This window comes from Maribacter caenipelagi (genome assembly GCF_004364175.1).
GTDB classification, from domain to species: domain Bacteria; phylum Bacteroidota; class Bacteroidia; order Flavobacteriales; family Flavobacteriaceae; genus Maribacter; species Maribacter caenipelagi.
In genome coordinates this window covers 93,698-115,164 of record NZ_SNZW01000019.1, presented here as the reverse complement: position 1 = coordinate 115,164, position 21,467 = coordinate 93,698, and the positions used below count along the sequence as shown (strand labels likewise).

Sequence of the window (21,467 nt, the reverse complement as noted above, 5' to 3'; positions counted from 1 at the left end):
TGTGATTAGCTTGTTATATGATTTTTCTTCATTTGTCTGTAACCTAAAAAAACAGAACATATGAAAAATTTCAACTTTTTATCGATTTTAATTCTCTTGCTAATTATAGCAAGTTGTTCAGATGACGACAATGCCATTACAGATGTCATTGTTCCTGCATCTGGTGATATTGCTGGCGGACCCTTTACTTTTTGTGTAGATGGTGTACCAGATATGGTTGTTGACATCACCCTAAATAGCGAAAACTCTGAAGGTAACATGAGTACTTGGGTTATTACCGATGACCAAAACAACATTCTTGGTCTTCCACCAACTTTAGAAGCCGTACAAGGTGTAGATTTCGATGCAGCAGGCACTGGCACATGTCTTATATGGTACCTAAGATATGAAGAAGGTTTAGTAGGACTCGAAATGGGTTTGAACACCAACAACTTTGAAGGCTCATTTGATCTATCGAACTCTATTGAAGTTCAACGAAACGAAACAGCTTCAGGGCTTCTTTCTGGCGGACCTTATGAATTTACAGTAGATGGCAATGCCGATTTTGTAACCGAAATTTCAATAGATAGTGAAGAAGCACTAGGTAGCAATAGTACTTTTGTAATTACCGATGACGAATTAAATATTCTAGGACTGCCACCAACTTTAGATGCCGTTAAAGAAGTTGATTTTGATATGGCCGGTGCCGGTGTTTGTCTTATTTGGTATTTACGCTATGAAGATGGTTTGGTTGGTGCCGAAGCTGGTATGAACGCAGGTGAACTTGAAGGATGTTTTAGTTTATCCAACTCCATTCAAGTTACAAGATTAGATGCTGCAAACGCAGGAACTATTTCTGGCGGACCTTTTAACTTTTGTGTTGACGGTGAAGAAGATAATGTATATGGTATAACTTTAGACAGTTCAGAATCTACAGGTAGCAGTAGCAGCTGGGTTATTACTGATGAACAAGGTAAAATTTTAGGTCTTCCACCCACATTAGAAGCAGTAGAAGGGGTGAATTTTGATGCAGCAGGTGCGGGTACTTGCTTAATATGGTATTTACGCTATGAATGTGAATTGAACGGACTAGCTGTTGATATGAATGCAAATGACCTACAAGGTAATTTTAATTTATCTAATTCAATAGAAGTGGTTAGAAGTAAAACAGAAGCTGGTGTTTTAACTGGCGGTCCATATAAATTTTATGTAGATGGTGAAGCCGACTATGTAACTGACTTAATGTTAGACGCCTCTGAAGTTTCAGGAACAAATAGCACATGGGTAATAACAGATGAAGATTTGAACATTCTTGGTCTTCCTCCAACTTTGGATGCCGTAAAGGGTGTGAATTTTGATGCGGCTGGTGCTGGCACTTGCCTTATATGGTATTTGAGATATGAAGATGGTTTAGAAGGCGCCGAAATGGGTAAAAATGCAGCAGATTTAACTGGTTGCTTTGATCTATCTAACTCAATTGAAGTTCAAAGAGTACAAGGTGTAAATGCCGGTACGCTAGTTGGTGGACTATTTAGTTTCTGTGTGGACGGTGAAGTAGATAATGTATACGGTATTACGCTTGATAGTTCTAATGCCTCAGGTTCTCAAAATACATGGGTAATAACTGACGACCAAGGAAAAATATTAGGATTACCTCCTACTCTTGCAGCTGTAGAAGGGATTAATTTTGATGGCGCCGGTGCAGGAACATGCTTAATTTGGTACGCACGTTACCAAGGCGAAATTACAGGACTTGAAGTTGATATGAATGCAAACAATGTTACAGGTAACTTTGCTTTATCAAATCCGTTGACCGTAGTTAGAACTCAGCCAGAAGCTGGAACTATAACAGGAGGACCTTTTGAATTTATAGTCGATGAAACTGCTGATTTTGTAACTGGTATTGCCGTAGACAACGAAAATGCATCTGGTGTCAATAGCTCTTGGATAATTACTGATGAAACTGGTAAAATACTTGGTCTTCCACCAACTTTAGCCGATTTAAAATCGGTTGATTTTAATGCTGCAGGTGAAGGCACTTGTTTTATCTACTACATTAGATATGAAGATGGATTAACAGGTATGGAACCTGGTTGGACATTTGATGAATTCAATGGCTGCTTTGATATTTCAAACAATATAAAAGTGGTTCGCAAAGTTCATTAAACCAAAACGAATTCAATAAAAAAGGCTCTGTAAATAAATTTACAGAGCCTTTTTAAATTTTACTATAAGATATTATGCCGAGTTTCTACTTGCATTAATATTACCATAAAGAGATCGAGTTACAATTTTCTCATATAACTCTTTATACGCTGTACCCTCACCTATTCTTTGAAGTGCATATTGTTGTATCACTAATAGCGGTAAAACAATATTCTCTCTGATTTTAATGGACTCTCTAGAAATTGCTTCTTTTTGCATTAAAATTTCCATTCCTGATAATTTTAATAACATAGCTTTAGAAAGTTGATACTCTGCTAATAAAATCTCCCAAAAAGCTCCGTACTCTTTATTCTCTTTCATATAACTGGTCAATTCAAAATAACATTTTGAAAGACTCATCATACTATTCATCATTAAAGCTTGAAAGAATGGCACCTCATTGTAAAGCTTCTGAACTTCGGCAAATCTTCCGCTATCCTCTAAGTTTTTTAAAGCTGTTCCAATACCGTAATAACCAGGTACATTTTGTTTCAATTGGCTCCAAGAACCTACAAAAGAAATTGCACGTAAATCTGACAACTCTAATTTGGCTTTATTTCCTCTTTTACCTGGTCTACTACCAATATTAGCTTTTGTATAATACTTGAGCGTACTCATATTTTCTAAATATGGCATGAACTTATCATGATGCTTTAAGTCGTCATACTTTTTAAAACTCATTTCAGATAATTCTTCTATCAGTTCTCTATCTGAATCTGATATAACAATTTCCTTATCCAAAATTGTATTTGAAAGTCCGGCGGTCAATAACTGCTCACTGTTATAAATGAACTGCTCTTTTGTACCGTACGTACTGGTAATAGTCTGCCCTTGTATGGTAAGTTGAATTTCGTTATTCGCAACTTTATTTGTCTGTGCTGCATAAAAACGATGTGTTTTACCACCACCTCTTGCTGGTGGTCCACCTCTACCATCAAAGAAGATAGCCGCTATATCATGTTCTTCGCAAACTTCTGAAAGCTCTTCTTTAGTTTTCAAAATAGACCAGTTCGCTTTTAAGTAACCACCATCTTTTGTACCATCGGAAAAACCAAGCATTATAGTTTGCTTATCATTTCTATTCTTGATGTGTGCTTTATACTCTGGTAAATCAAATAAGAACTGCATTGTAGCTTTCGCATTATCCATACCGTTCATGGTTTCGAATAATGGTACAATATCAAAAGTAATATCCTTACCTGCCCAGCCACACCATCTAAATAATGCATAAACGAAAAGAATAGAGAATACATCTTCAGAATTACTGATGATATATCTATTACAACCCTCTTCACCATTCTTATCTTGTATGGTCTGTAATTGAAGTATGTTCTTAACCGTATCTTTTACAATATCTTCTTCATAATCATCTGCTACCAATTTTAAATCTTCATGTAAAAGAATATCAATCAATTTTTCTTCAGATAATTCACTCAGGTCTGCTTTAATCAATCCGTTCTTTTTCAAAACCTCGACGATTACCTTAGTATGCATACTATGGTCTTGACGAATATCAATCGTTGCAAAGTGTACTTTAAAAATTTTCACCTTATCAATAAGAAGCTCTAAATCTTTTAAATAAAGGCTCTGATATTTTTCTATAAGTATTAACCTGATTTCTTCTAATGGTACAATTAAATCTTCATAACCAATATCTTTAGAACTATCGAACATAGCGGTATAAAGATTAGATCTAAGCTTTTGTAACGGCTCTTGTACATCTTTAAAGGTCAGTTTATGCACTAGCCCTTTTAGGTCATTATAATAGCACTTCATTAAAGTTAAACGAAGCTCGTTCATTACATCTCTAGTAATATCTGCAGTTACAAATGGGTTACCATCACGATCACCACCTGGCCAGAAACCTAGTTTTACTATATCATGATTTTCAAATTGTTTTGACCCTACGCTACCTTTTATATATGCATACATTTCGCCAATAGCATCATAGTACACATGTCTTAATGTATAGATAATATTTTTTGCTTCATCTAAAGGTGTAGGCTTCTTAGCGTTTATTAAAGATGTAAGTCCTAATTGTTGTAAGCCAACATCAATCTCATCAATTTTATCTTCTAAGATTAATGTTCTAAGATTGGTGATTATATCTAAAACCGCAGGTGTGTAGAACTGTGTTGGGTGAGCCGTTAGCACAATTCTAGCACTAAAATTACTTAGTTTATCCCAAATAGTATCCCATGAATTATTTTTCTCAACTAATTGAAAATAATCTTTCAATGATAATGAACTAGAATGTTTTTGCAACTTCGGGAACGCAGCATCTTCTACACTATCATAAAGAACCACTTGGCGCTCTACATACTGTATAATACGGAACATAAAATCTATCTGCTCTTTTTCCGAATTAATTTCAACAAAATTTTCGAAAAAATTCTCTAATATTTCTTTCGGGTTAAGACCGTCGCTCAATCCTTTTTCAGATTGATTCAGTAATAACGGAATCAACATACCCACATTCTCTATATTCTCATAGGGTAGGTTTAAAAATAGACTGTTGTAGACGTTAAATTTATTTTGGACAGACTTCTTAAATTCTGCCAACCTTTCTTGTTGTTGCATATATCAAAAACTTTAAGCCGTATCATTACGGCAAACTTTCTAAAATTCGAACATAAATATCGCTATTCCAAAAGAAATTAGAGAATCATTTTTGTGAAATATCATATTCATAGAAGTATACCACAAAATAATGCGTATTGACAACAAATATTCTAAAATACGTGATATGCTATATATCTTTACGGTGTAAATAAATAATAAATTTTTTCATTTTCATATAGTGTTCTCGTAAAAGAGTCTTGTTTTAAAAGCAAGACTCTTTTTAGTTTTAAGAAGTTTTGAAAATTTATTTTATTTCAGAAGAAATCTTTATACTGAAGCACTCGAAAATCTACCGTATTAAAAGTTGCATCTTGCAGCTTCATCTTTTTATACTCCTTAAGACTACCCACTGCCCTATTTGCCGCCCCAGAAGGTGCAATTAAAGAGACCGTTTTAATCGTTTTACCAGTACTAGGATGAATGAATTCATGAATTCTAGGCACTTCATCAGAAATTCTAACTAATGATACCGAATACTCTTTTAAATGTTTTCTGAAAAAATACTCTGGCCCGTTTTTGCTGTTTCCTCCTGTAAACAAAAGCGTATGTACTTTGGTATACTTTTCTAAATAACTCAGAACATCTCTTAATTCAATATTTTGCATACCAATATCTGATGCATCTATTTTTTCACGTTCTGCAGAAGCTACTATATCACATACTCCAATTTTTCTATGCTTCAAAAATGCTTTGCGTTGTGCTATTGCCTCAACAGTTGTTTCAAACTTTAGGTTTAAATCGAAGATTTTATTTAGAATAGGCCATAGCTGTCCGTCTTTACTACCATAACAGAAATCGACATCACCGTCCTTCAACTCGCCCGTCGTAAAACGAGGTGGTGGCAAAGTACCTACAATTAGTTTTTCGGTACTATAGTCAATAAAAGGATTGTAAGGGTGAGTATGCTTAAATACGTATTGCATTATAGTTTTATTCTCTTGAGCATATAATACGCTCTAATGATTTCTAAATTACTAACTTTAAAAGAAACCTAAAAAAACTAGTTATGGGCAAGGGAGATAAAAAATCGAAAAAAGGAAAAATATCTAATAATTCTTACGGGGCAAGACGACCACGTAAAATTAAAAAGAGACCTACTGTAGAAGAAAAAATAAAAATCAATAAAAAGAAATAATTTTAATCATCTATTCTAAATGTCAACCCTACTTGATTTTCTTCATCTAAGCTAATTTCGTAGGTATAAAAACCTATAGGCAAAGAATCTGAAGATACCGCTGTAGGAATATAATTTAAACTAGTCGAATCGGTTAATATAGAAACAGCAGCATTTGCATATGCAGTTTCAAACTCTATATATTCTGAGAATTCACCAGCTGCAATATTCTCATAAACCGTATCTCTTTCTGCAATACGTACTTCGTTAAAAAAGAGTTTTGTACTATTTTGAATACGAATATTTACCAAGTTAACCTCATCATCTCTATCGGTACAAGAGAATAACAATACAACACAAATAACAGAAAGTAATAAAACCCTTTTCATAGACGTCTTTTATATAGCTAAGAACGAAAAAGACTAGATTATATTTTATCTGATAAACACTGGCTGATTTTCTTTTAAGGTATGCTCTTGACTAAATTCATAATCGTCTAGATTAAAGCCTTTAATATCTGTAAGTGTTTTTGCGTCTGAGTCTAAAATATACCTCACCATAGCACCTCTGGCTTTCTTCGCAAAAAAGCTAATAATCTTCAACTTATCATTTTTCCAATCTTTAAAAATCGGAGTAATAATTTCTGCTTTAATACGCTTTGGTTGTAATGCACTATAATATTCGTTACTCGCCAAATTAACGAGTAACTCACCATCAATCATTTCATCATTTAAATGATCAGTAAGTCTACTGCCCCAGTATTCATATAAGTTCTTCTTTCTGCCAATTTTTAATGAAGTACCCATTTCTAAACGGTAAGGCTGCATTAAATCTAGAGGTTTAAGCATACCATATTGTCCCGATAAAATTCTAAGACTTTCTTGTAGCTTATCCATTTTTTCTTCAGACAAGGTATACGCGTCTAAGCCTGTATATACATCACCACTAAAAGCATAAATTGCAGGTCGAGAATTCTCTGGTGTAAACGGTGTCGTAAAATCTTGATTACGCTGCCAGTTCAACTGCGCTAAATTGTCTGAAATAGACATCAATTCTGAAAGTGCCGTCGGCTTCTTTTTCTTCAGTATTTTATTAAGTTTTTCAGCATCTTCTATAAATTCTGGTAAAGTAAATTTAGCCATTGGAAGCTCACTTTCGTAATTCAATGACTTAGCCGGAGAAATAACAATTTTCATAGTGCAATTTTAGATGTCCAAAAATAAACAGGATAAATAGGAAGACCTACAAAAGATAAAAAAGAGTTTAAATAGCGGTATCGAAGAAACTTATTCTGTGCTATTTTTAGTATAACCTCGCCATTTTTCAATAGCACTGGTCATATCTTCTGGCACTTCAGAATCGAAACTCATATGCTCACCGGTTACTGGGTGTACAAAACCTAATGTCTTCGCATGTAAAGCCTGTCTAGGCAATAATTTAAAAGTGTTCTCTACAAATTGCTTGTATTTTGTAAATGTTGTTCCTTTTAAAATTTTCTCCCCACCGTAACGCTCATCATTAAATAACGTATGACCTATGTATTTCATATGCACACGAATTTGATGCGTTCTACCTGTCTCTAATTTACATGATACAAGTGTTACATAGCCTAACCTTTCTAATACCTTAAAATGGGTAACGGCTTCTTTGCCCTCTTCCCCTTCTGGAAAAACATGCATCTGTAAACGGTTTTTAGGGTTTCTACCTACATGACCAACTACAGTACCTTCATCTTCTTCTATATTACCCCAAACTAAAGCTACATACTCTCGTTCTGAAGTTTTATCAAAAAATTGTTTTGCCAAATGGGTCATAGCAGCTTCGGTCTTTGCTACTACCAACAAACCAGATGTGTCTTTATCTATACGATGTACCAAGCCCGGTCTCTCGTTACTATTCGCCGGTAAATTATCGGTATGAAAAATTAAGGCATTTATTAATGTACCCGAATAATTACCATGCCCCGGGTGCACCACCATACCCGCAGGTTTATTTACTACCATTAAAACATCGTCTTCATAAACAATATCTAAAGGAATATCTTCTGGCACTAACAGAAACTCATGTGGCGGATGCTCAAATAACACCTTAACCTCATCGCCCGCTTTGACCTTATAATTCGATTTTACGATTTGGTCATTAACCCAAACGTGACCGTCTTTTGCCGATTGTTGTATTTTATTTCTTGTAGCGTTTTCAATGAAATTCATTAAAAATTTATCTACACGTAATGGCTCTTGCCCTTTTGACGCTACTACCCTATGGTGCTCAAAAAGCTCTCCATCTTCATTCTCTGGCTGCACAATATTCTCCTCCATCTAATCTTCAGATTCCGATTTAATTACCGCTCTTTCTGTAATACTACCATTACCACATATCAACTCTATTTTAGAAGTTTTAGGTAGCTTATCGCCAGGCTTAATATACTTGCCTTTAAATTTTATTTGGTATACCATATCCTTACCCAATTCGTCTACATAGGTTACCCTTTGTACATCTAACCCTACTGCCTTCAACATAGAAGATGCGTTACGTTTGGTTACTTGAATAATTTTAGGAACGGTTACTTTTTTATATCCTGACGGATTAACAGTAAAATATATTTTTCTATTTTCCTTCACTTTTGATCCTGCCGTAGGGTTCTGTTCTATGATAGAAAACCTAGGATAATCTGGATTGTAATTTGCAGAATCAAGTACTTCATATCTCAAGCCTGCTTCTTCAATAGATTTTCTCATATCCATAACAGATTTTTTAGAAAAGTCTGGTACTTCTACGAACTCACCATGGTTGGTAGTACTGTTCAAGTATCTTAAAACAATAAAAATTGTAATGATCAACACCAAAACGGCAAGACCAAGCTGAATTAAAAAAGTCTTACTTTTTAAAAAATTAAAAAAATTTCTCATACATATTATTTGACCCGACAAATATAGTAAATGCCCTCATACCTTTTAGCAGCTTCGGTTTATAGTTACATCTTACATAATAAATTAATTCAATTTGCATGAATGCGGTTTGTTTTCTTTTTTATTTTATTTCAATGCTTCATCTTTGCTTTTACATTCTTAATAGACCATACAAATGAAAAAAAATATTGCAATAATAATGGGCGGTTATTCTAGTGAATATAAAATATCGCTTAAAAGTGGAAATGTGGTCTATGAGTATCTGAACAAAGAAAAATTTAATCTTTACAGAATACATATTTTCAAGAATAAATGGGTCTATTTAGATGATGCCGGTAACGAAACTCCAATTGACCGTAACGACTTTTCTATCCCTTTGAACAATACCTCTATAACATTTGATTGTGTTTTTAATGCCATACACGGTTCACCTGGTGAAGACGGACTCATGCAGGCCTATTTTGAATTATTAGGAATAAAACACACTTCTTGCGATTTTTATCAAGCAGCGCTAACTTTCAATAAAAGAGATTTATTAAGTGTATTAAAACCTTACGGAATTAAAGCTGCACCTTCTTATTACCTAAACTTAGGTGATGAAATAAATGAAACTAAAATTATAGATAAGGTAAAACTACCTTGTTTTGTAAAGGCCAATAAGTCTGGTAGTAGTTTCGGTATTACTAAAGTCTATAAAACAGAAGAATTAAAAGGTGCTATTGAAACTGCTTATAAAGAAGATGATGAAATCATTATTGAAGGTTTTCTTAATGGTACAGAAGTTTCTGTAGGCGTACTAAAACTAAATGGAAAAACTACTGTATTCCCGATTACAGAAATTGTTTCTGAAAATGACTTCTTTGACTACCAAGCAAAATATGAAGGTAAATCACAAGAGATCACTCCTGCAAGAATCAACCCTGAACAATTAGAAAAAGTTACGATCGCTGCTAAAAGAATATACGACGTTCTAAAAATGAAAGGCTTTTCTAGAAGTGAGTTTATATTTATTGATAATGAACCATTCTTATTAGAAATTAATACTACACCTGGTTTAACGACAGAGAGTATATTACCACAACAAGCCAAAGAAGCTGGTATTGAGCTAGGTATGTTATTTGAGTATGCAATTACAGAGGCATTGGCTTAAATTAACTATATTTAAAACGTAAAACCCATCTATGAGACGCGCAATTTTTCCTGGTTCTTTTGACCCTTTAACTTTAGGGCATCATGATATTATTATGCGTGGTATAACTTTGTTTGACGAAATTATTATCGCCATAGGAAAAAATGCTGATAAAAAATACATGTTCAGCTTAGAACAGCGTATTTCATTTATAGAAGAGGCATTTAAAGATGTACCCTCTATTTCAGTAAAGTCATACACAGGTCTAACTGTTGATTTTTGTAAGAAAGTAGATGCAAATTTTATTTTAAGGGGATTACGAAATCCTGGTGATTTTGAATTTGAGAAGGCAATTGCACATACAAATCGTAAATTATCTGAGATAGAAACTGTGTTTCTATTGACCTCATCGGGCAAATCATACATCAGCTCATCTATTGTAAGAGACGTAATACGTAATGGTGGTGACTACACTGGCTTAGTACCCGATTCTGTAAGAAAATAGATGAAGTTCATTGGTCTCACAACAAAATAGTCACATAAAACCACACTTTTAAGTAAAAACACAACAATTTGTAAGAAAGAATTGGAATATTCCTATAAATTAATAGGAAAATTCTTTCTAACCATGTTCAAAGCACAAAATAGTTCATCTTTTTCTTTAGATTGGATCAATCAAATTCCTTCATCTATTGTCATAATTGACACAGATTTTAAACTGATCAGTGCTTCACCTAGATGGCAGGCAAATTTTGAATTGGACCTAAATGATATTGAAGGCAAATATTTTCTCGATTTATTTCCTGATTTATCTCAAGATTTTATTTCTAGACTAAAATATAGCTTAGATGGATTAAGAGATATTAAGTTTAAATATAATGCTAAGGACAATCAGTACTCTTCTAAAGATTCTGTTTGGCATCTAAATCCTTGGAAAGATGGTTATGGCAACATAATAGGCGTTATCATTAAAGTAGAACCTATTTCAAAAACTCAAGAGATTGAAATTGAACTTAATAGAACCAAACTTATTCTAAATCAAAAAAGTTCTGTTGCCAAAATTGGTAGTTGGGAATTTGATGTACTTAAAGAAGAATTAAACTGGACTCCGGTTGTAAATAAAATTTATGGTTTATCTGCCAAATTTGAACCCAATTTAGAAGACGCAATAAGTTATTATACCGAAGAATCTAGAGAAGTTATCACGAAGGCTATTTTTGAAGCTATAAACTCTGGTATACCTTGGAATGAAAAAGCACAACTTAAAAGAGAAGATGGCATCATCATATGGGTCAACACCATTGGTAGACCAAAATTTAAAGATGGTAAGTGTACAAGAATAATTGGTACAATTCAACATATTCAAAATGAAACAAAGCCAAATATAGAAGTTAAGGACAACGCATTAATTGAATATCCATTATTTGAAAAGGTGCCTTTTGGATTAGCAATTATAGACTTTTCAAATGGAAATTTTTTAGACGTAAATAATGAATTCGCCAAACTTACATCTTTTGAAAAAGAACACTTCTTAGGTCATAATTTTAAGAATTTTATTAACGATACTGTTAAAAACAAAAGCACTGAACTTATAGACGAACTGAATGAACAGGGTTGTTTTAAACCTGTTAAGTTCACCTATACCAATCAAAAAAAACACAATATAAATATTAAAATGAGTGGTACTCTAGTTGAAGGTACCTCTGGTATTAAAAGAGTTTTATGCACTTTTGAGAATATAACCTCACAAACAAAATTAGAAAGAAACCTAAAGAACACCATTACATCGTCAAGAGAAAAAAATGAGCAACTATTAAATTTTGCCCATATGGTATCTCATAATCTAAAAACACATGCAACGAATTTTTCACTTTTACTAAATTTTTTAAATGATGAAGCTGGAAAAATTCAGCGTAACAAATATATGAACATGTTGTTTAGCGCTTCAGACAACTTATCTGAAACAATAAGAGGGCTTAGAGAGATTGTTGCCGTAAAGTCCAGCATTAATGAGGAGAAAAAATTACTTTCTTTAAATGACTGCTTATTTGTTGTTGAACAGAATGTGGCAGGTCTACTAAAAGAAACAAATGGTAAAATCATTAATGAAATACCAGAGACAACTCAAGTAAAGGCACTACCAGCCTATTTAAATAGTATTTTAACCAACTGTATTACAAACTCAATTAAATACAGGTGTGATGATAAAAAACCAATCATCATTTTAAGTATCGAAGAGAATAAAAACTACACAATTCTAAGTGTAGAAGATAACGGTCTGGGTATCGATTTAGAAAAATATGGCAACGAATTGTTTGGTCTTTATAAAACCTTTCATCAAAATAAAAAATCTAGAGGTATAGGTCTATATATTACTAAACACCAGGTAGATGCAATGAATGGTAAAATAACGGTTGAGAGTAAGCCAAATGAAGGAACCACTTTCAGGTTTCACTTCAACAAAAAATAAAATTGATAGAATAAATAGTTTATAGATTGTTTTACAACATAATTGACAACATTCACAACAAATATGTACCAAAACAAAGCAACCCCCACTACATTCGTAAGAAATTTCATCGGTATGATAAAAGTTCCCCTAATATCTAATACCTCGTTTATAATTAGACAATTGCCAACACCAACCGCTTTTGTAGACACAAATTATAACATTGTTCAGACATCTGACAAGTGGACGAGTATTTTTAATGAAAATGAAGAGTCTAACAAATCAAACAGTTTATTTGCGGTTTTTCCAAATTTAAGCCATAAATGGAAAATGGTATTAGAGAATTGTTTTAAAGGAAATCCTCAGCCTATGGGCATACATAAAACCATTGATACCAAAGGTCAAGACATTTGGTTCGAGTGGACGAATGCCCCATGGTATGACGCTAATGAGAATATTGTTGGAGCAATTATTCAATTAAATAATATTACCGATGCTGTTAATAATGAACTAGAACTTAATAAGAAAGAATTACTCTTACAACAACAAACGGAAATTACCAAAATTGGCAGGTGGGAATTTAATATGGAAGACAACCAGCTATTTTGGTGTACTACAACAAAATCCATTCACGAGGTATCACCTGATTTTAAACCCAATATTGAAACTGCACTTTTTTATTATAAAGAAGGGCATAGTAGAAATACTATATCAATGGCGCTTTTTGAAGCGCAAGATAAAGGTAAACCTTGGAGCAATTTAAAGCTGCAAATTATAACGGCAACAGGCAAAGAAAAGTGGGTAATGGCCGGCGGAAAACCTATTTATAATAAAGGTAAAATGGTAGGTCTAATAGGTACTTTTCAAGACATTCACGAGCAAGTTGAAGCTGATATTAAAATTATAAATAACGAAAAATTACTTAGAACCTTAATAGATAATTTACCTGTAAATGTTTATATAAAAGATACGGAATCAAGAAAGGTTCTTATAAATAAAGCAGAGTGCGAATATTTAGGGGTTAACGACCCAAAAGAAATTTTAGGCAAAAACGATTTTGAACTTTACCCTTCCGAATCAGCTGAAAAATCTAGAGCTGAAGATTTAAGAGTAATGAAAACTTTAAAACCGGTAATAGCAAAAGAAACGGTCAATACTAGATTAGATGGCAAGCAGACTTCATTTCTAAGCTCTAAAATACCATTGCTAAATGGTAAGGGTATTGCATATGGACTTGTGGGTATTAGTCTAGATATATCTAAACTTAAGGAAAAAGAGAAAGAGCTTAGAAATATTATTAATATTGCATCGGTTCAAAATAAAAAACTTTTAAACTTTGCACACATTGTTTCGCATAATTTGCGTTCTCACTCTGCAAATTTCTCCATGTTATTAAACTTTTTAGAAAGTGAAAAAGATGAAGATGAGAAGAAAAGCATAGTTGCTATGCTAACTAAAGCTTCTAATAATTTATTAGAAACTTTAGATAACTTAAACGAGGTAGTTTCAATAAATACGAATACAAATATTGAAATTAAAGAAATAAGTTTAAATGAAAAGGTAGAAGATGCATGCCAAAATCTTTCACCTTTCATCTTAGACAATAAAGCGACATTAGAAAACAAAATACCAGAAAATTTTATAGTAAAGTCGGTACCTGCATATTTAGATAGTATACTTACCAACTTTATCACAAATGCGGTAAAATACAAACATCCAAATAGAGATTCATATGTATCGTTGAGTGCAGAAAAAAAAGGCAATTATGCTATTTTAACTATAAAAGATAATGGTCTAGGTATTGATTTGGATAAATATGGCGAAAAACTTTTTGGCATGTACAAAACATTCCACGACCATACAGACGCTAGAGGTATCGGCTTGTACTTAACAAAAAATCAAATTGATGCTATGAACGGCAAGGTTGAGGTAACTAGTAAAGTAGGAAAAGGAACAGAATTTAAAATTTTCTTTAATGAAAAAAATTAGTGACATCACTATTATTGATGACGACGCCATTACGGTGTTCGGCTTACGTAAATTAATATCTACAAGTATTGAATGTAATTCAATAGAGTCTTATGCCAATGGAAAAATTGCATTGGACGCTCTGACCAATTTCTTTAATAACAATCAGCAAATTCCGCAGATTATCTTTTTAGACATCAACATGCCTATAATGGATGGATGGGAATTTCTAGAGGCTTTTATTGAGCTTCCGATTACCAATAAGATTAGAATAAATATAGTAACATCTTCCATTGACCCGCGAGATAAACAGCAATGGGAACATTATAAAGACAAAAGCCACCATTTAATAACTTTTAATCAAAAACCAATTGACAGAAATAAAATAACAGAAATTACCCAACTGGCTTAAAACAATGAAGTAATCGCTATTTTTACAATCAATTATCGGTTCTAATCACCTCTTAAATTGTTTGTACATGAAAAATATTTTTTTACTATTTTTAGCGCTGTTAATTTTCTCCTGTGAAAGTAAAGTTGAAGATACCAAGACCGATTTCCCCACTCCTTTTGAAAATTCGAACAAGGTAGAAACTGCTACATATGACCAGGTAATCGATTTTTATTTAAAACTATCGAAAGAGTTTTCTACAATAAACATACAGACCATTGGCACAACCGATAGTGGTAAACCATTACACGTAGTTACCTATAGTGCTGTAGGTGATTTTGATTTTAATAAATTAGGTGAGAATAATACCATGATGTTGATTAACAATGGTATTCACCCAGGTGAAAGTGATGGTATCGATGCTACAATGTTGCTTTTTCGCGATTTAGCAAGCAATAACATTGAAACTCCTAAAGAAACAATAATTGCTACCATACCTATTTATAACATTGGTGGTGCATTAAACAGAAACAGTACATCAAGGGCCAACCAAAACGGACCACTTGAATATGGTTTTAGAGGCAATGCCAAAAACTACGATTTAAATAGAGATTTTATTAAAGGCGACACCAAGAATGCTGCAACTTTTGCAGAGATATTTCATCTTATTAATCCTGATGTATTTATTGATAACCATGTTAGTAATGGTGCCGATTACCAATACACCTTAACGCATCTTTTTACACAGCATAATAAACTAGGAGGCGAATTAGGTGAATATATTCATGATTCTTTGATGCCTCAATTACAAGATTCGTTAGCAAAATCTAATTGGGATATTACACCATATGTAAACGTATTCAATTCCCCACCAGAAAAAGGGTTTCAACAATTTTTAGATTATCCAAGATATTCTACCGGTTACACAACACTGTTCAATACTGTAGGTATGATGGTCGAAACACATATGTTAAAACCATATGAAAAGCGTGTAACGGGCACTTATGAATTGATGCGAAAAATGATAGCCATAGTTGAAAAAGACGGCAATAAAATTAGAAATCTACGAGATTCCGCTTTATCATTTTATAACGAAAAGGAATATTACACCACTGCTTGGACTATTGATACCACCAAAGTTTCCAATTATATTTTCAAGGGTTTTAAGGCTGATACTATTATTAGTGAGGTTACCGGTTTAAAAAGACTAAAATACAACCGAGAAATACCTACTGAAACTGAAGTAGCTTATCAAGATTTTTATACGCCAGCAGACTCGGTTAAAATTCCGAATGCATATATATTAGGTGCACAATGGAGAAATGTAATTGAAAAAATAGATTTAAATAAGATTATATATACGACACTTCAGAAAGATTCGATAATTACCGTAGAATCTTATAAAATTAACGATTACCAAACCTATACATCACCCTATGAAGGACACTACCCGCATTATAATACAACCGTAAACGTCACAGATGACAATAAAGAATTTCATGCAGGTGATCTTATAATACCTACTAATCAACCAGGTTTTAGATATCTTTTAGAAACATTAGAACCCGCTGCATTTGATTCATTTTTTAATTGGAATTTCTTTGACACTATACTGCAGCAAAAAGAAGGATTTTCACCTTATGTGTTTGAAGATACCGCATTAAAAATGTTAGAAAATGATTCTATACTTAAAGCAAAGTTTGAGGATAAAAAAATGCTAGATTCAGATTTCAATGAAAATTGGTACAAACAATTAGATTGGCTTTTTAAGCAAAGTGATCTTTATGAAAAAGCACATTTACAATATCCGGTATATAGAATTAAAAAATAAAACCTAATCTTCCCCAAATAAAATTTTAATATTTACGTAAGAATTCTCAAGCGCCCTTTGAATTTTAGCGGATCCTTTCCATTTTACTTTATATATGCCCTCCTTTTTTTCAGGTTTTAATTTACCTTCAAAATCGGTGCTCATGGCGTACCAATATACTTGCTTCAATTTATTGACACCGTTACGTTTAAAAATGTGATAAGTGGTGCGTATATAATTATCAATAACAAGATCCCTAACACCTGTTTCTTCCTCAACCTCTCGAATGGCACATTCTTCTATTGACTCACCCTTATCTAACTTACCTTTTGGCAAATCCCATTTATCATTTCTATAGATAAAAAGTACTTTTCCTTCCTTATTTTTCACCACACCGCCACCAGCAATTACTAAAGGAATTTCTTTTGTGAACTTCTTTAAAATTTCGTCGTGATTAGGATGATAAATAAACGCTTCTTCCAACTTCCCCTTCCTCAATGAACTTATTGCCTCTTGTATAGATTCTTGATTTAACGAAAAATACTCCCCATTTGTAGTATCAGAGAGTTTATTTGTCAAAATCAAAGGCAATTCATTAACAAAAACTTTATACATTTGCGTCATGGTTTTAGACAAAAACACTGCAAAAAAAACAGCAGAGCTTCTCTTGCAAATTAATGCAATAAAATTGAAACCCGAAAATCCTTTTACATGGGCTTCGGGTTGGAAATCTCCAATATATTGCGACAATAGAATATTACTCTCTTATCCTATCATCAGAAACTATATTCGCGATGAAATGGCAAAGCAAGTAGAGCAACTTTATGGCAAGCCCGATTGTATCGTTGGGGTCGCTACAGGAGCAATAGGAATAGGAGCTTTAGTAGCCGATAAACTTAATTTACCCTTCGTATATGTAAGACCTGAACCAAAATCTCATGGTCGCCAAAATCAGATAGAAGGCCATTTAGAAGCACACCAAACGGTTGTTGTCATAGAAGACTTGATCAGTACCGGAAAAAGTAGTTTAAACGCTGTAGACGCCTTAAGAGCTATTGACGCGAATGTAAAAGGCATGTTAGCCGTTTTTACTTACGGTTTTGAAACCGCCGCAAATAACTTTAAAGAAAAAAATACCGAACTACATACTTTAAGTAGCTACGAATATCTTATCGAACAAGCATCTGATACAGGTTATGTAAAAGAAGAGCAGTTAATTACATTAATGGAATGGAGGAAAGATCCTTCAAAATGGACAAATAAATAACTATGTTAATAGAAACACCAAAGACACAAGTATCTAAAAGCACTGAAGATACTTTTAACTTTTTGAATGACCTGCCTAATTTTAGACAGTTAATGCCAGAGAATATTGACAAATTTGAAGTTTTAAACGAAAATAGATTTCTTTTTGCTTTAAAAGGAATGCCAGAAATTGTTTTAGAGAAAAAAGAACAGACACCATTTAATCAAATAATATTGGGTGCTGCCAGCGAAAAACTACCATTTACATTAACTGCAGATATTACAGAAATTGAAAGTGGTATAAGTGAGGTTGTTTTAAGTTTTAAAGGTGAATTCAATGCCATGATGGCGATGATGATCAAAAAGCCTATCACCAATTTCATCAATACTTTATCAACGAATTTGGGTACAGTCTAATACATCAACTGTATTTCTTTCAATCCATATTCTTGAAAATCACCATTTTCATCTTTCACTATAAGCTTGCCACTATTAGAGACTTTTTTTATTGTGCCAGTGAATAGTTTATTATGTTGGTTCTTAAAAGTACTCATCTCCCCTATTTTAAATAATAGAGAATGATATTGATTGTACAATTCATTCTCTAAAGATTGAATAGGCTTATTTAAATAGATATTTAATTGTTCTATTAAAGAATAAAACACCAAATCAAGATCAAAATCAGTACCCATAATATTTTTTAATGAAGACGCATGTGGTGCTTTTTTGAACACTTCTTGATTCACATTCAACCCAAAACCAATTATACTTCGTTTTATTTTAGAACCAGACAAAATATTTTCGATAAGAATACCTCCTATTTTATGATTACCTGACAGAATGTCGTTAGGCCACTTTATACTTAAATTTGGTATTCCTAAACGTTTTAAACTATCTATTATCGCAAGGGATACAGAGACACTGACTAAAAAAACTTCTTTAATAGGCACGTCAATATTGTGCTTCAACATACTGAATGCTAGATTTTTACCTGATTCAGATTCCCATTTCGCATTCATTTGACCCCTACCAGAAGTTTGATTTTTAGTTGTTATTATGGTAAAATCTTCCAATTCTTTTTCAAACAACAACTCTTTTAAATAGGTGTTTGTAGATTGCGTGGCATCAAGTTTGATTATTTGCATTTACCGTTCTTATTGTGAATGTTTAATGTATTGTTAAAAACTAGTCCTAAAAGAACAAAAAAATAATAACTTTGTAAAAACTAAAATTTTTGAATGCAGGAAAGTAAAACTAGCAAAGATGAGTTAATTGCATTAATAATTCAGGGAATTGACGAAGTAAAAGGTCATAACATCAACCTATTAGATTTAAGAGAAATTGAGAATACCGTTTGCGATTACTTCATAGTTTGTAACGGTACTTCAAATACGCATGTTAATGCTATTGTAGGTTCTATCCAAAAAACAGTAAGTAAAGCGATTCAAGATAAACCTTGGCACGTAGAAGGCGAAGACAATGCCGAATGGGTATTAATGGACTATGTAAATGTAGTAGTTCATGTATTCCAAAAGCAAGTACGAGAATTTTATGATATAGAAGGTTTGTGGGGAGATGCAAAATTCACAACCATAGAGAGTAGCGTAAACTAATAAAAAAATAAAATGGCAAAAGAAAACAAAACAAATCCGAAAAAACCAAAGTTTAGCTCTTGGTGGATTTATGGATTAGTAGCAGTATTATTAATTGGATTTCAATTATTCAATAGTGATGATCTAGCTAGCACCAATAAAACGACTACTTCAGAATTACAACAATATCTGAGAAATGGTGATGTTAAGAAGATTTTAATTATTACAAATACCAATCAAGCAAAGGTTTTTCTTAAAGACGAAGCTATAGCAAAAGAGGTACATAAAGATGTAAATGAGAAATCATTTCTTCCATCTTCCGGCAACTTACCACAGTATACGCTAGACTATGGTGATCTTCAAATATTTCAAAATGAAATAACTGACATCAAGAAAGAAAACAATTTAGATACCGTTGTTGAATTTGGTAAAGAGTCTACAGCCATTTTAGATTTCTTGCTATCCTTATTACCATTTGTACTAATCATTGGTATTTGGATTTATTTGATGCGTAGAATGTCCGGCGGCGGCGGCGGCGGCGCTGGTGGTCAAATCTTCAACATCGGCAAGTCTAAAGCTAAGTTATTCGATGAAAAGACAGATACTAGAACATCTTTCAAAGATGTAGCTGGTTTAGAAGGTGCTAAAGAAGAGGTTGAAGAGATTGTGGATTTCTTAAGAAACCCAGATAAATATACTTCATTAGGTGGTAAAATACCTAAAGGAGCATTACTAGTAGGACCTCCAGGAACAGGTAAAACTCTTTTAGCAAAAGCCGTTGCAGGTGAGGCTAAAGTGCCTTTCTTTTCATTATCTGGTTCAGATTTCGTGGAAATGTTCGTAGGTGTTGGTGCTTCTAGAGTACGTGACCTTTTTAAACAAGCGAAAGACAAATCGCCAGCAATTATATTTATTGATGAGATTGATGCTATTGGTAGAGCTAGAGGTAAAAACAATTTTACCGGTTCTAACGATGAGCGTGAAAATACATTGAACCAATTATTAACTGAGATGGATGGTTTCGGTACTAACACAAATGTTATTGTACTTGCAGCAACCAACCGTGCAGATGTATTGGACAAAGCCTTAATGCGTGCCGGTAGATTTGACAGACAAATTTATGTGGATCTTCCAGATATTCGAGAGCGTAAAGAAATATTTGAAGTTCACTTAAGGCCTATCAAAACTGCTGAAACTCTAGATTTAGATTTCTTGGCAAGACAAACGCCTGGTTTCTCTGGTGCAGATATTGCAAATGTTTGTAACGAAGCGGCATTAATTGCAGCACGTAACGAGAAAAAAGCAGTCACAAAACAAGATTTCTTAGATGCCGTAGATAGAATCGTTGGAGGTCTAGAAAAGAAAAATAAAATCATTACTCCTGGTGAGAAAGAAACTATAGCATATCATGAAGCTGGTCATGCAACCACAAGTTGGATGTTAGAGCACGCTGCCCCTTTAGTTAAGGTGACAATAGTACCTAGAGGACAATCATTAGGTGCTGCATGGTATTTACCAGAAGAGCGTTTAATTGTAAGACCAGAACAGATGTTGGACGAAATGTGTGCAACCATGGGTGGTAGAGCCGCTGAAAAAGTTATTTTCAATAAAATATCTACTGGTGCATTGAGTGATTTAGAGAAAGTAACCAAACAGGCGAGAGCAATGGTAACTATCTATGGTCTTAATGATGAAATAGGAAACATAACCTATTATGATTCTGCCGGGCAGGATTCTTATGGTTTTTCAAAACCGTATAGTGAAGATACCGCTCGAAAAATAGATGCTGAAATTTCTAAAATTATAGAAGAGCAGTACCAAAGAGCCATTAAAGTTCTTACAGATAATAAGGACAAGTTAACCACATTGGCCGAACGACTATTAGAGAAAGAGGTTATCTTTAAAGAAGATTTAGAAAAAATATTTGGAGTAAGAAATTTTGAAAAAGATATTCTAGCTCTAGAAAATAAAAAAAATCTTGAAAAATTAAAAGACTCAGATTCAAAAACAGAAGAGGAAGAAATTACAGAGAATAAATAAAATTGCAGTACTTT

At 33.2% G+C, this 21,467-nt stretch carries 20 protein-coding genes; 12 read left to right on the top strand and 8 right to left on the bottom strand.

The features are described 5' to 3' along the window. The first annotated feature begins 60 nt into the window (after window positions 1–60). A complete protein-coding gene (locus DFQ03_RS17775; RefSeq protein ID WP_243834538.1) occupies window positions 61–2,145 on the top strand; it encodes a hypothetical protein in 2,085 nt (694 codons plus the stop codon). A 72-nt stretch (window positions 2,146–2,217) separates the two neighbouring features. Here the strand turns inward: DFQ03_RS17775 and DFQ03_RS17770 are convergent, their stop codons facing one another. Further along, window positions 2,218–4,764, bottom strand: coding sequence for a phosphoenolpyruvate carboxylase (locus DFQ03_RS17770; RefSeq protein ID WP_133674584.1), 2,547 nt, complete (start codon window positions 4,762–4,764; stop codon window positions 2,218–2,220). 296 nt (window positions 4,765–5,060) lie between these two features. After that, entirely contained in the window at window positions 5,061–5,729 is a 669-nt protein-coding gene (locus tag DFQ03_RS17765; protein ID WP_133674583.1) for a uracil-DNA glycosylase family protein, read from the bottom strand. Window positions 5,730–5,812: 83 nt separating this feature from the next. Between DFQ03_RS17765 and DFQ03_RS17760 the strand changes: the two genes are divergently transcribed. Beyond that, window positions 5,813–5,941, top strand: coding sequence for a 30S ribosomal protein THX (locus DFQ03_RS17760; protein WP_076551090.1), 129 nt, complete (start codon window positions 5,813–5,815; stop codon window positions 5,939–5,941). Window positions 5,942–5,943: 2 nt separating this feature from the next. On the opposite strand, the gene DFQ03_RS17755 is transcribed toward DFQ03_RS17760, so the two are convergent. From DFQ03_RS17755 to DFQ03_RS17740, 4 genes are all read right to left on the bottom strand, one after another. Continuing rightward, window positions 5,944–6,309, bottom strand: coding sequence for a hypothetical protein (locus DFQ03_RS17755; RefSeq protein ID WP_133674582.1), 366 nt, complete (start codon window positions 6,307–6,309; stop codon window positions 5,944–5,946). A 45-nt stretch (window positions 6,310–6,354) separates the two neighbouring features. After that, the gene (gene yaaA / locus DFQ03_RS17750; RefSeq protein WP_133674581.1) at window positions 6,355–7,116 is read right to left on the bottom strand and encodes a peroxide stress protein YaaA; all 762 of its coding nucleotides are present in this window, start codon (window positions 7,114–7,116) and stop codon (window positions 6,355–6,357) included. 90 nt (window positions 7,117–7,206) lie between these two features. Then, the gene (locus tag DFQ03_RS17745) at window positions 7,207–8,238 is read right to left on the bottom strand and encodes an RluA family pseudouridine synthase (RefSeq protein WP_133674580.1); all 1,032 of its coding nucleotides are present in this window, start codon (window positions 8,236–8,238) and stop codon (window positions 7,207–7,209) included. Beyond that, window positions 8,239–8,829, bottom strand: a complete 591-nt coding sequence (locus DFQ03_RS17740) for a PASTA domain-containing protein (protein ID WP_133674579.1) — start codon at window positions 8,827–8,829, stop codon at window positions 8,239–8,241. It abuts the gene before it with no gap. Between the two features lie 175 nt (window positions 8,830–9,004). Here DFQ03_RS17740 and DFQ03_RS17735 point away from each other — a divergent pair, with 175 nt between their 5' ends. From DFQ03_RS17735 to DFQ03_RS17710, 6 genes are all read left to right on the top strand, one after another. Then, the gene (locus DFQ03_RS17735; RefSeq protein WP_133674578.1) at window positions 9,005–9,979 is read left to right on the top strand and encodes a D-alanine--D-alanine ligase; all 975 of its coding nucleotides are present in this window, start codon (window positions 9,005–9,007) and stop codon (window positions 9,977–9,979) included. Between the two features lie 31 nt (window positions 9,980–10,010). Further along, on the top strand, window positions 10,011–10,463 hold the full coding sequence (gene coaD, locus DFQ03_RS17730) for a pantetheine-phosphate adenylyltransferase (protein ID WP_133674577.1): 453 nt from the start codon (window positions 10,011–10,013) through the stop codon (window positions 10,461–10,463). A 123-nt stretch (window positions 10,464–10,586) separates the two neighbouring features. Then, window positions 10,587–12,428 carry a PAS domain S-box protein gene (locus DFQ03_RS17725; RefSeq protein ID WP_133674576.1) on the top strand — a complete coding sequence of 614 codons (1,842 nt, stop codon included), beginning with the start codon at window positions 10,587–10,589 and terminating at the stop codon, window positions 12,426–12,428. A 114-nt stretch (window positions 12,429–12,542) separates the two neighbouring features. Beyond that, a complete protein-coding gene (locus DFQ03_RS17720) occupies window positions 12,543–14,396 on the top strand; it encodes a PAS domain S-box protein (protein WP_133674575.1) in 1,854 nt (617 codons plus the stop codon). Continuing rightward, complete coding sequence (locus DFQ03_RS17715) at window positions 14,383–14,787, top strand: response regulator (protein ID WP_133674574.1); 405 nt, start codon at window positions 14,383–14,385, stop codon at window positions 14,785–14,787. Before DFQ03_RS17720 ends, DFQ03_RS17715 begins: the two co-directional genes overlap by 14 nt. Before the next feature lie 67 nt (window positions 14,788–14,854). Further along, entirely contained in the window at window positions 14,855–16,597 is a 1,743-nt protein-coding gene (locus tag DFQ03_RS17710) for a M14 family metallopeptidase (RefSeq protein ID WP_133674573.1), read from the top strand. 3 nt (window positions 16,598–16,600) lie between these two features. Here DFQ03_RS17710 and DFQ03_RS17705 read toward each other — a convergent pair whose 3' ends face one another. After that, window positions 16,601–17,191 (bottom strand): NUDIX hydrolase, encoded by a 591-nt coding sequence (locus DFQ03_RS17705; protein ID WP_133674572.1) that lies wholly within the window; start codon window positions 17,189–17,191, stop codon window positions 16,601–16,603. Window positions 17,192–17,198: 7 nt separating this feature from the next. Here DFQ03_RS17705 and pyrE point away from each other — a divergent pair, with 7 nt between their 5' ends. Beyond that, on the top strand, window positions 17,199–17,843 hold the full coding sequence (gene pyrE, locus DFQ03_RS17700) for an orotate phosphoribosyltransferase (RefSeq protein ID WP_133674571.1): 645 nt from the start codon (window positions 17,199–17,201) through the stop codon (window positions 17,841–17,843). A gap of 2 nt (window positions 17,844–17,845) precedes the next feature. Beyond that, a complete protein-coding gene (locus DFQ03_RS17695) occupies window positions 17,846–18,238 on the top strand; it encodes an SRPBCC family protein (protein ID WP_133674570.1) in 393 nt (130 codons plus the stop codon). Here DFQ03_RS17695 and DFQ03_RS17690 read toward each other — a convergent pair. Continuing rightward, window positions 18,235–18,966: a biotin--[acetyl-CoA-carboxylase] ligase gene (locus DFQ03_RS17690; RefSeq protein ID WP_133674569.1), complete on the bottom strand. Its 732-nt coding sequence runs from the start codon at window positions 18,964–18,966 to the stop codon at window positions 18,235–18,237. The two genes, DFQ03_RS17695 and DFQ03_RS17690, sit on opposite strands and share 4 nt — an antisense overlap. A 93-nt stretch (window positions 18,967–19,059) precedes the next feature. Here DFQ03_RS17690 and rsfS point away from each other — a divergent pair, with 93 nt between their 5' ends. Further along, window positions 19,060–19,434, top strand: coding sequence for a ribosome silencing factor (rsfS, locus tag DFQ03_RS17685; RefSeq protein WP_133674568.1), 375 nt, complete (start codon window positions 19,060–19,062; stop codon window positions 19,432–19,434). 12 nt (window positions 19,435–19,446) lie between these two features. After that, entirely contained in the window at window positions 19,447–21,453 is a 2,007-nt protein-coding gene (gene ftsH, locus DFQ03_RS17680; protein WP_133674567.1) for an ATP-dependent zinc metalloprotease FtsH, read from the top strand. Window positions 21,454–21,467: the final 14 nt, after the last annotated feature.

Bases quoted from the DNA above. Each gene is read 5' to 3' on its own strand.
- DFQ03_RS17775 (WP_243834538.1), top strand. From the start codon at position 61: ATGAAAAATTTCAACTTTTTATCGATTTTAATTCTCTTGCTAATTATA.
- DFQ03_RS17740 (WP_133674579.1), bottom strand. From the start codon at position 8,829: ATGAGAAATTTTTTTAATTTTTTAAAAAGTAAGACTTTTTTAATTCAG.
- DFQ03_RS17695 (WP_133674570.1), top strand. From the start codon at position 17,846: ATGTTAATAGAAACACCAAAGACACAAGTATCTAAAAGCACTGAAGAT.
- pyrE (WP_133674571.1), top strand. From the start codon at position 17,199: ATGGTTTTAGACAAAAACACTGCAAAAAAAACAGCAGAGCTTCTCTTG.
- DFQ03_RS17720 (WP_133674575.1), top strand. From the start codon at position 12,543: ATGATAAAAGTTCCCCTAATATCTAATACCTCGTTTATAATTAGACAA.
- coaD (WP_133674577.1), top strand. From the start codon at position 10,011: ATGAGACGCGCAATTTTTCCTGGTTCTTTTGACCCTTTAACTTTAGGG.
- DFQ03_RS17725 (WP_133674576.1), top strand. From the start codon at position 10,587: ATGTTCAAAGCACAAAATAGTTCATCTTTTTCTTTAGATTGGATCAAT.
- DFQ03_RS17735 (WP_133674578.1), top strand. From the start codon at position 9,005: ATGAAAAAAAATATTGCAATAATAATGGGCGGTTATTCTAGTGAATAT.
- ftsH (WP_133674567.1), top strand. From the start codon at position 19,447: ATGGCAAAAGAAAACAAAACAAATCCGAAAAAACCAAAGTTTAGCTCT.
- DFQ03_RS17705 (WP_133674572.1), bottom strand. From the start codon at position 17,191: ATGTATAAAGTTTTTGTTAATGAATTGCCTTTGATTTTGACAAATAAA.
- DFQ03_RS17715 (WP_133674574.1), top strand. From the start codon at position 14,383: ATGAAAAAAATTAGTGACATCACTATTATTGATGACGACGCCATTACG.
- DFQ03_RS17710 (WP_133674573.1), top strand. From the start codon at position 14,855: ATGAAAAATATTTTTTTACTATTTTTAGCGCTGTTAATTTTCTCCTGT.
- DFQ03_RS17690 (WP_133674569.1), bottom strand. From the start codon at position 18,966: ATGCAAATAATCAAACTTGATGCCACGCAATCTACAAACACCTATTTA.
- DFQ03_RS17760 (WP_076551090.1), top strand. From the start codon at position 5,813: ATGGGCAAGGGAGATAAAAAATCGAAAAAAGGAAAAATATCTAATAAT.
- DFQ03_RS17770 (WP_133674584.1), bottom strand. From the start codon at position 4,764: ATGCAACAACAAGAAAGGTTGGCAGAATTTAAGAAGTCTGTCCAAAAT.
- DFQ03_RS17755 (WP_133674582.1), bottom strand. From the start codon at position 6,309: ATGAAAAGGGTTTTATTACTTTCTGTTATTTGTGTTGTATTGTTATTC.
- DFQ03_RS17745 (WP_133674580.1), bottom strand. From the start codon at position 8,238: ATGGAGGAGAATATTGTGCAGCCAGAGAATGAAGATGGAGAGCTTTTT.
- rsfS (WP_133674568.1), top strand. From the start codon at position 19,060: ATGCAGGAAAGTAAAACTAGCAAAGATGAGTTAATTGCATTAATAATT.
- DFQ03_RS17765 (WP_133674583.1), bottom strand. From the start codon at position 5,729: ATGCAATACGTATTTAAGCATACTCACCCTTACAATCCTTTTATTGAC.
- yaaA (WP_133674581.1), bottom strand. From the start codon at position 7,116: ATGAAAATTGTTATTTCTCCGGCTAAGTCATTGAATTACGAAAGTGAG.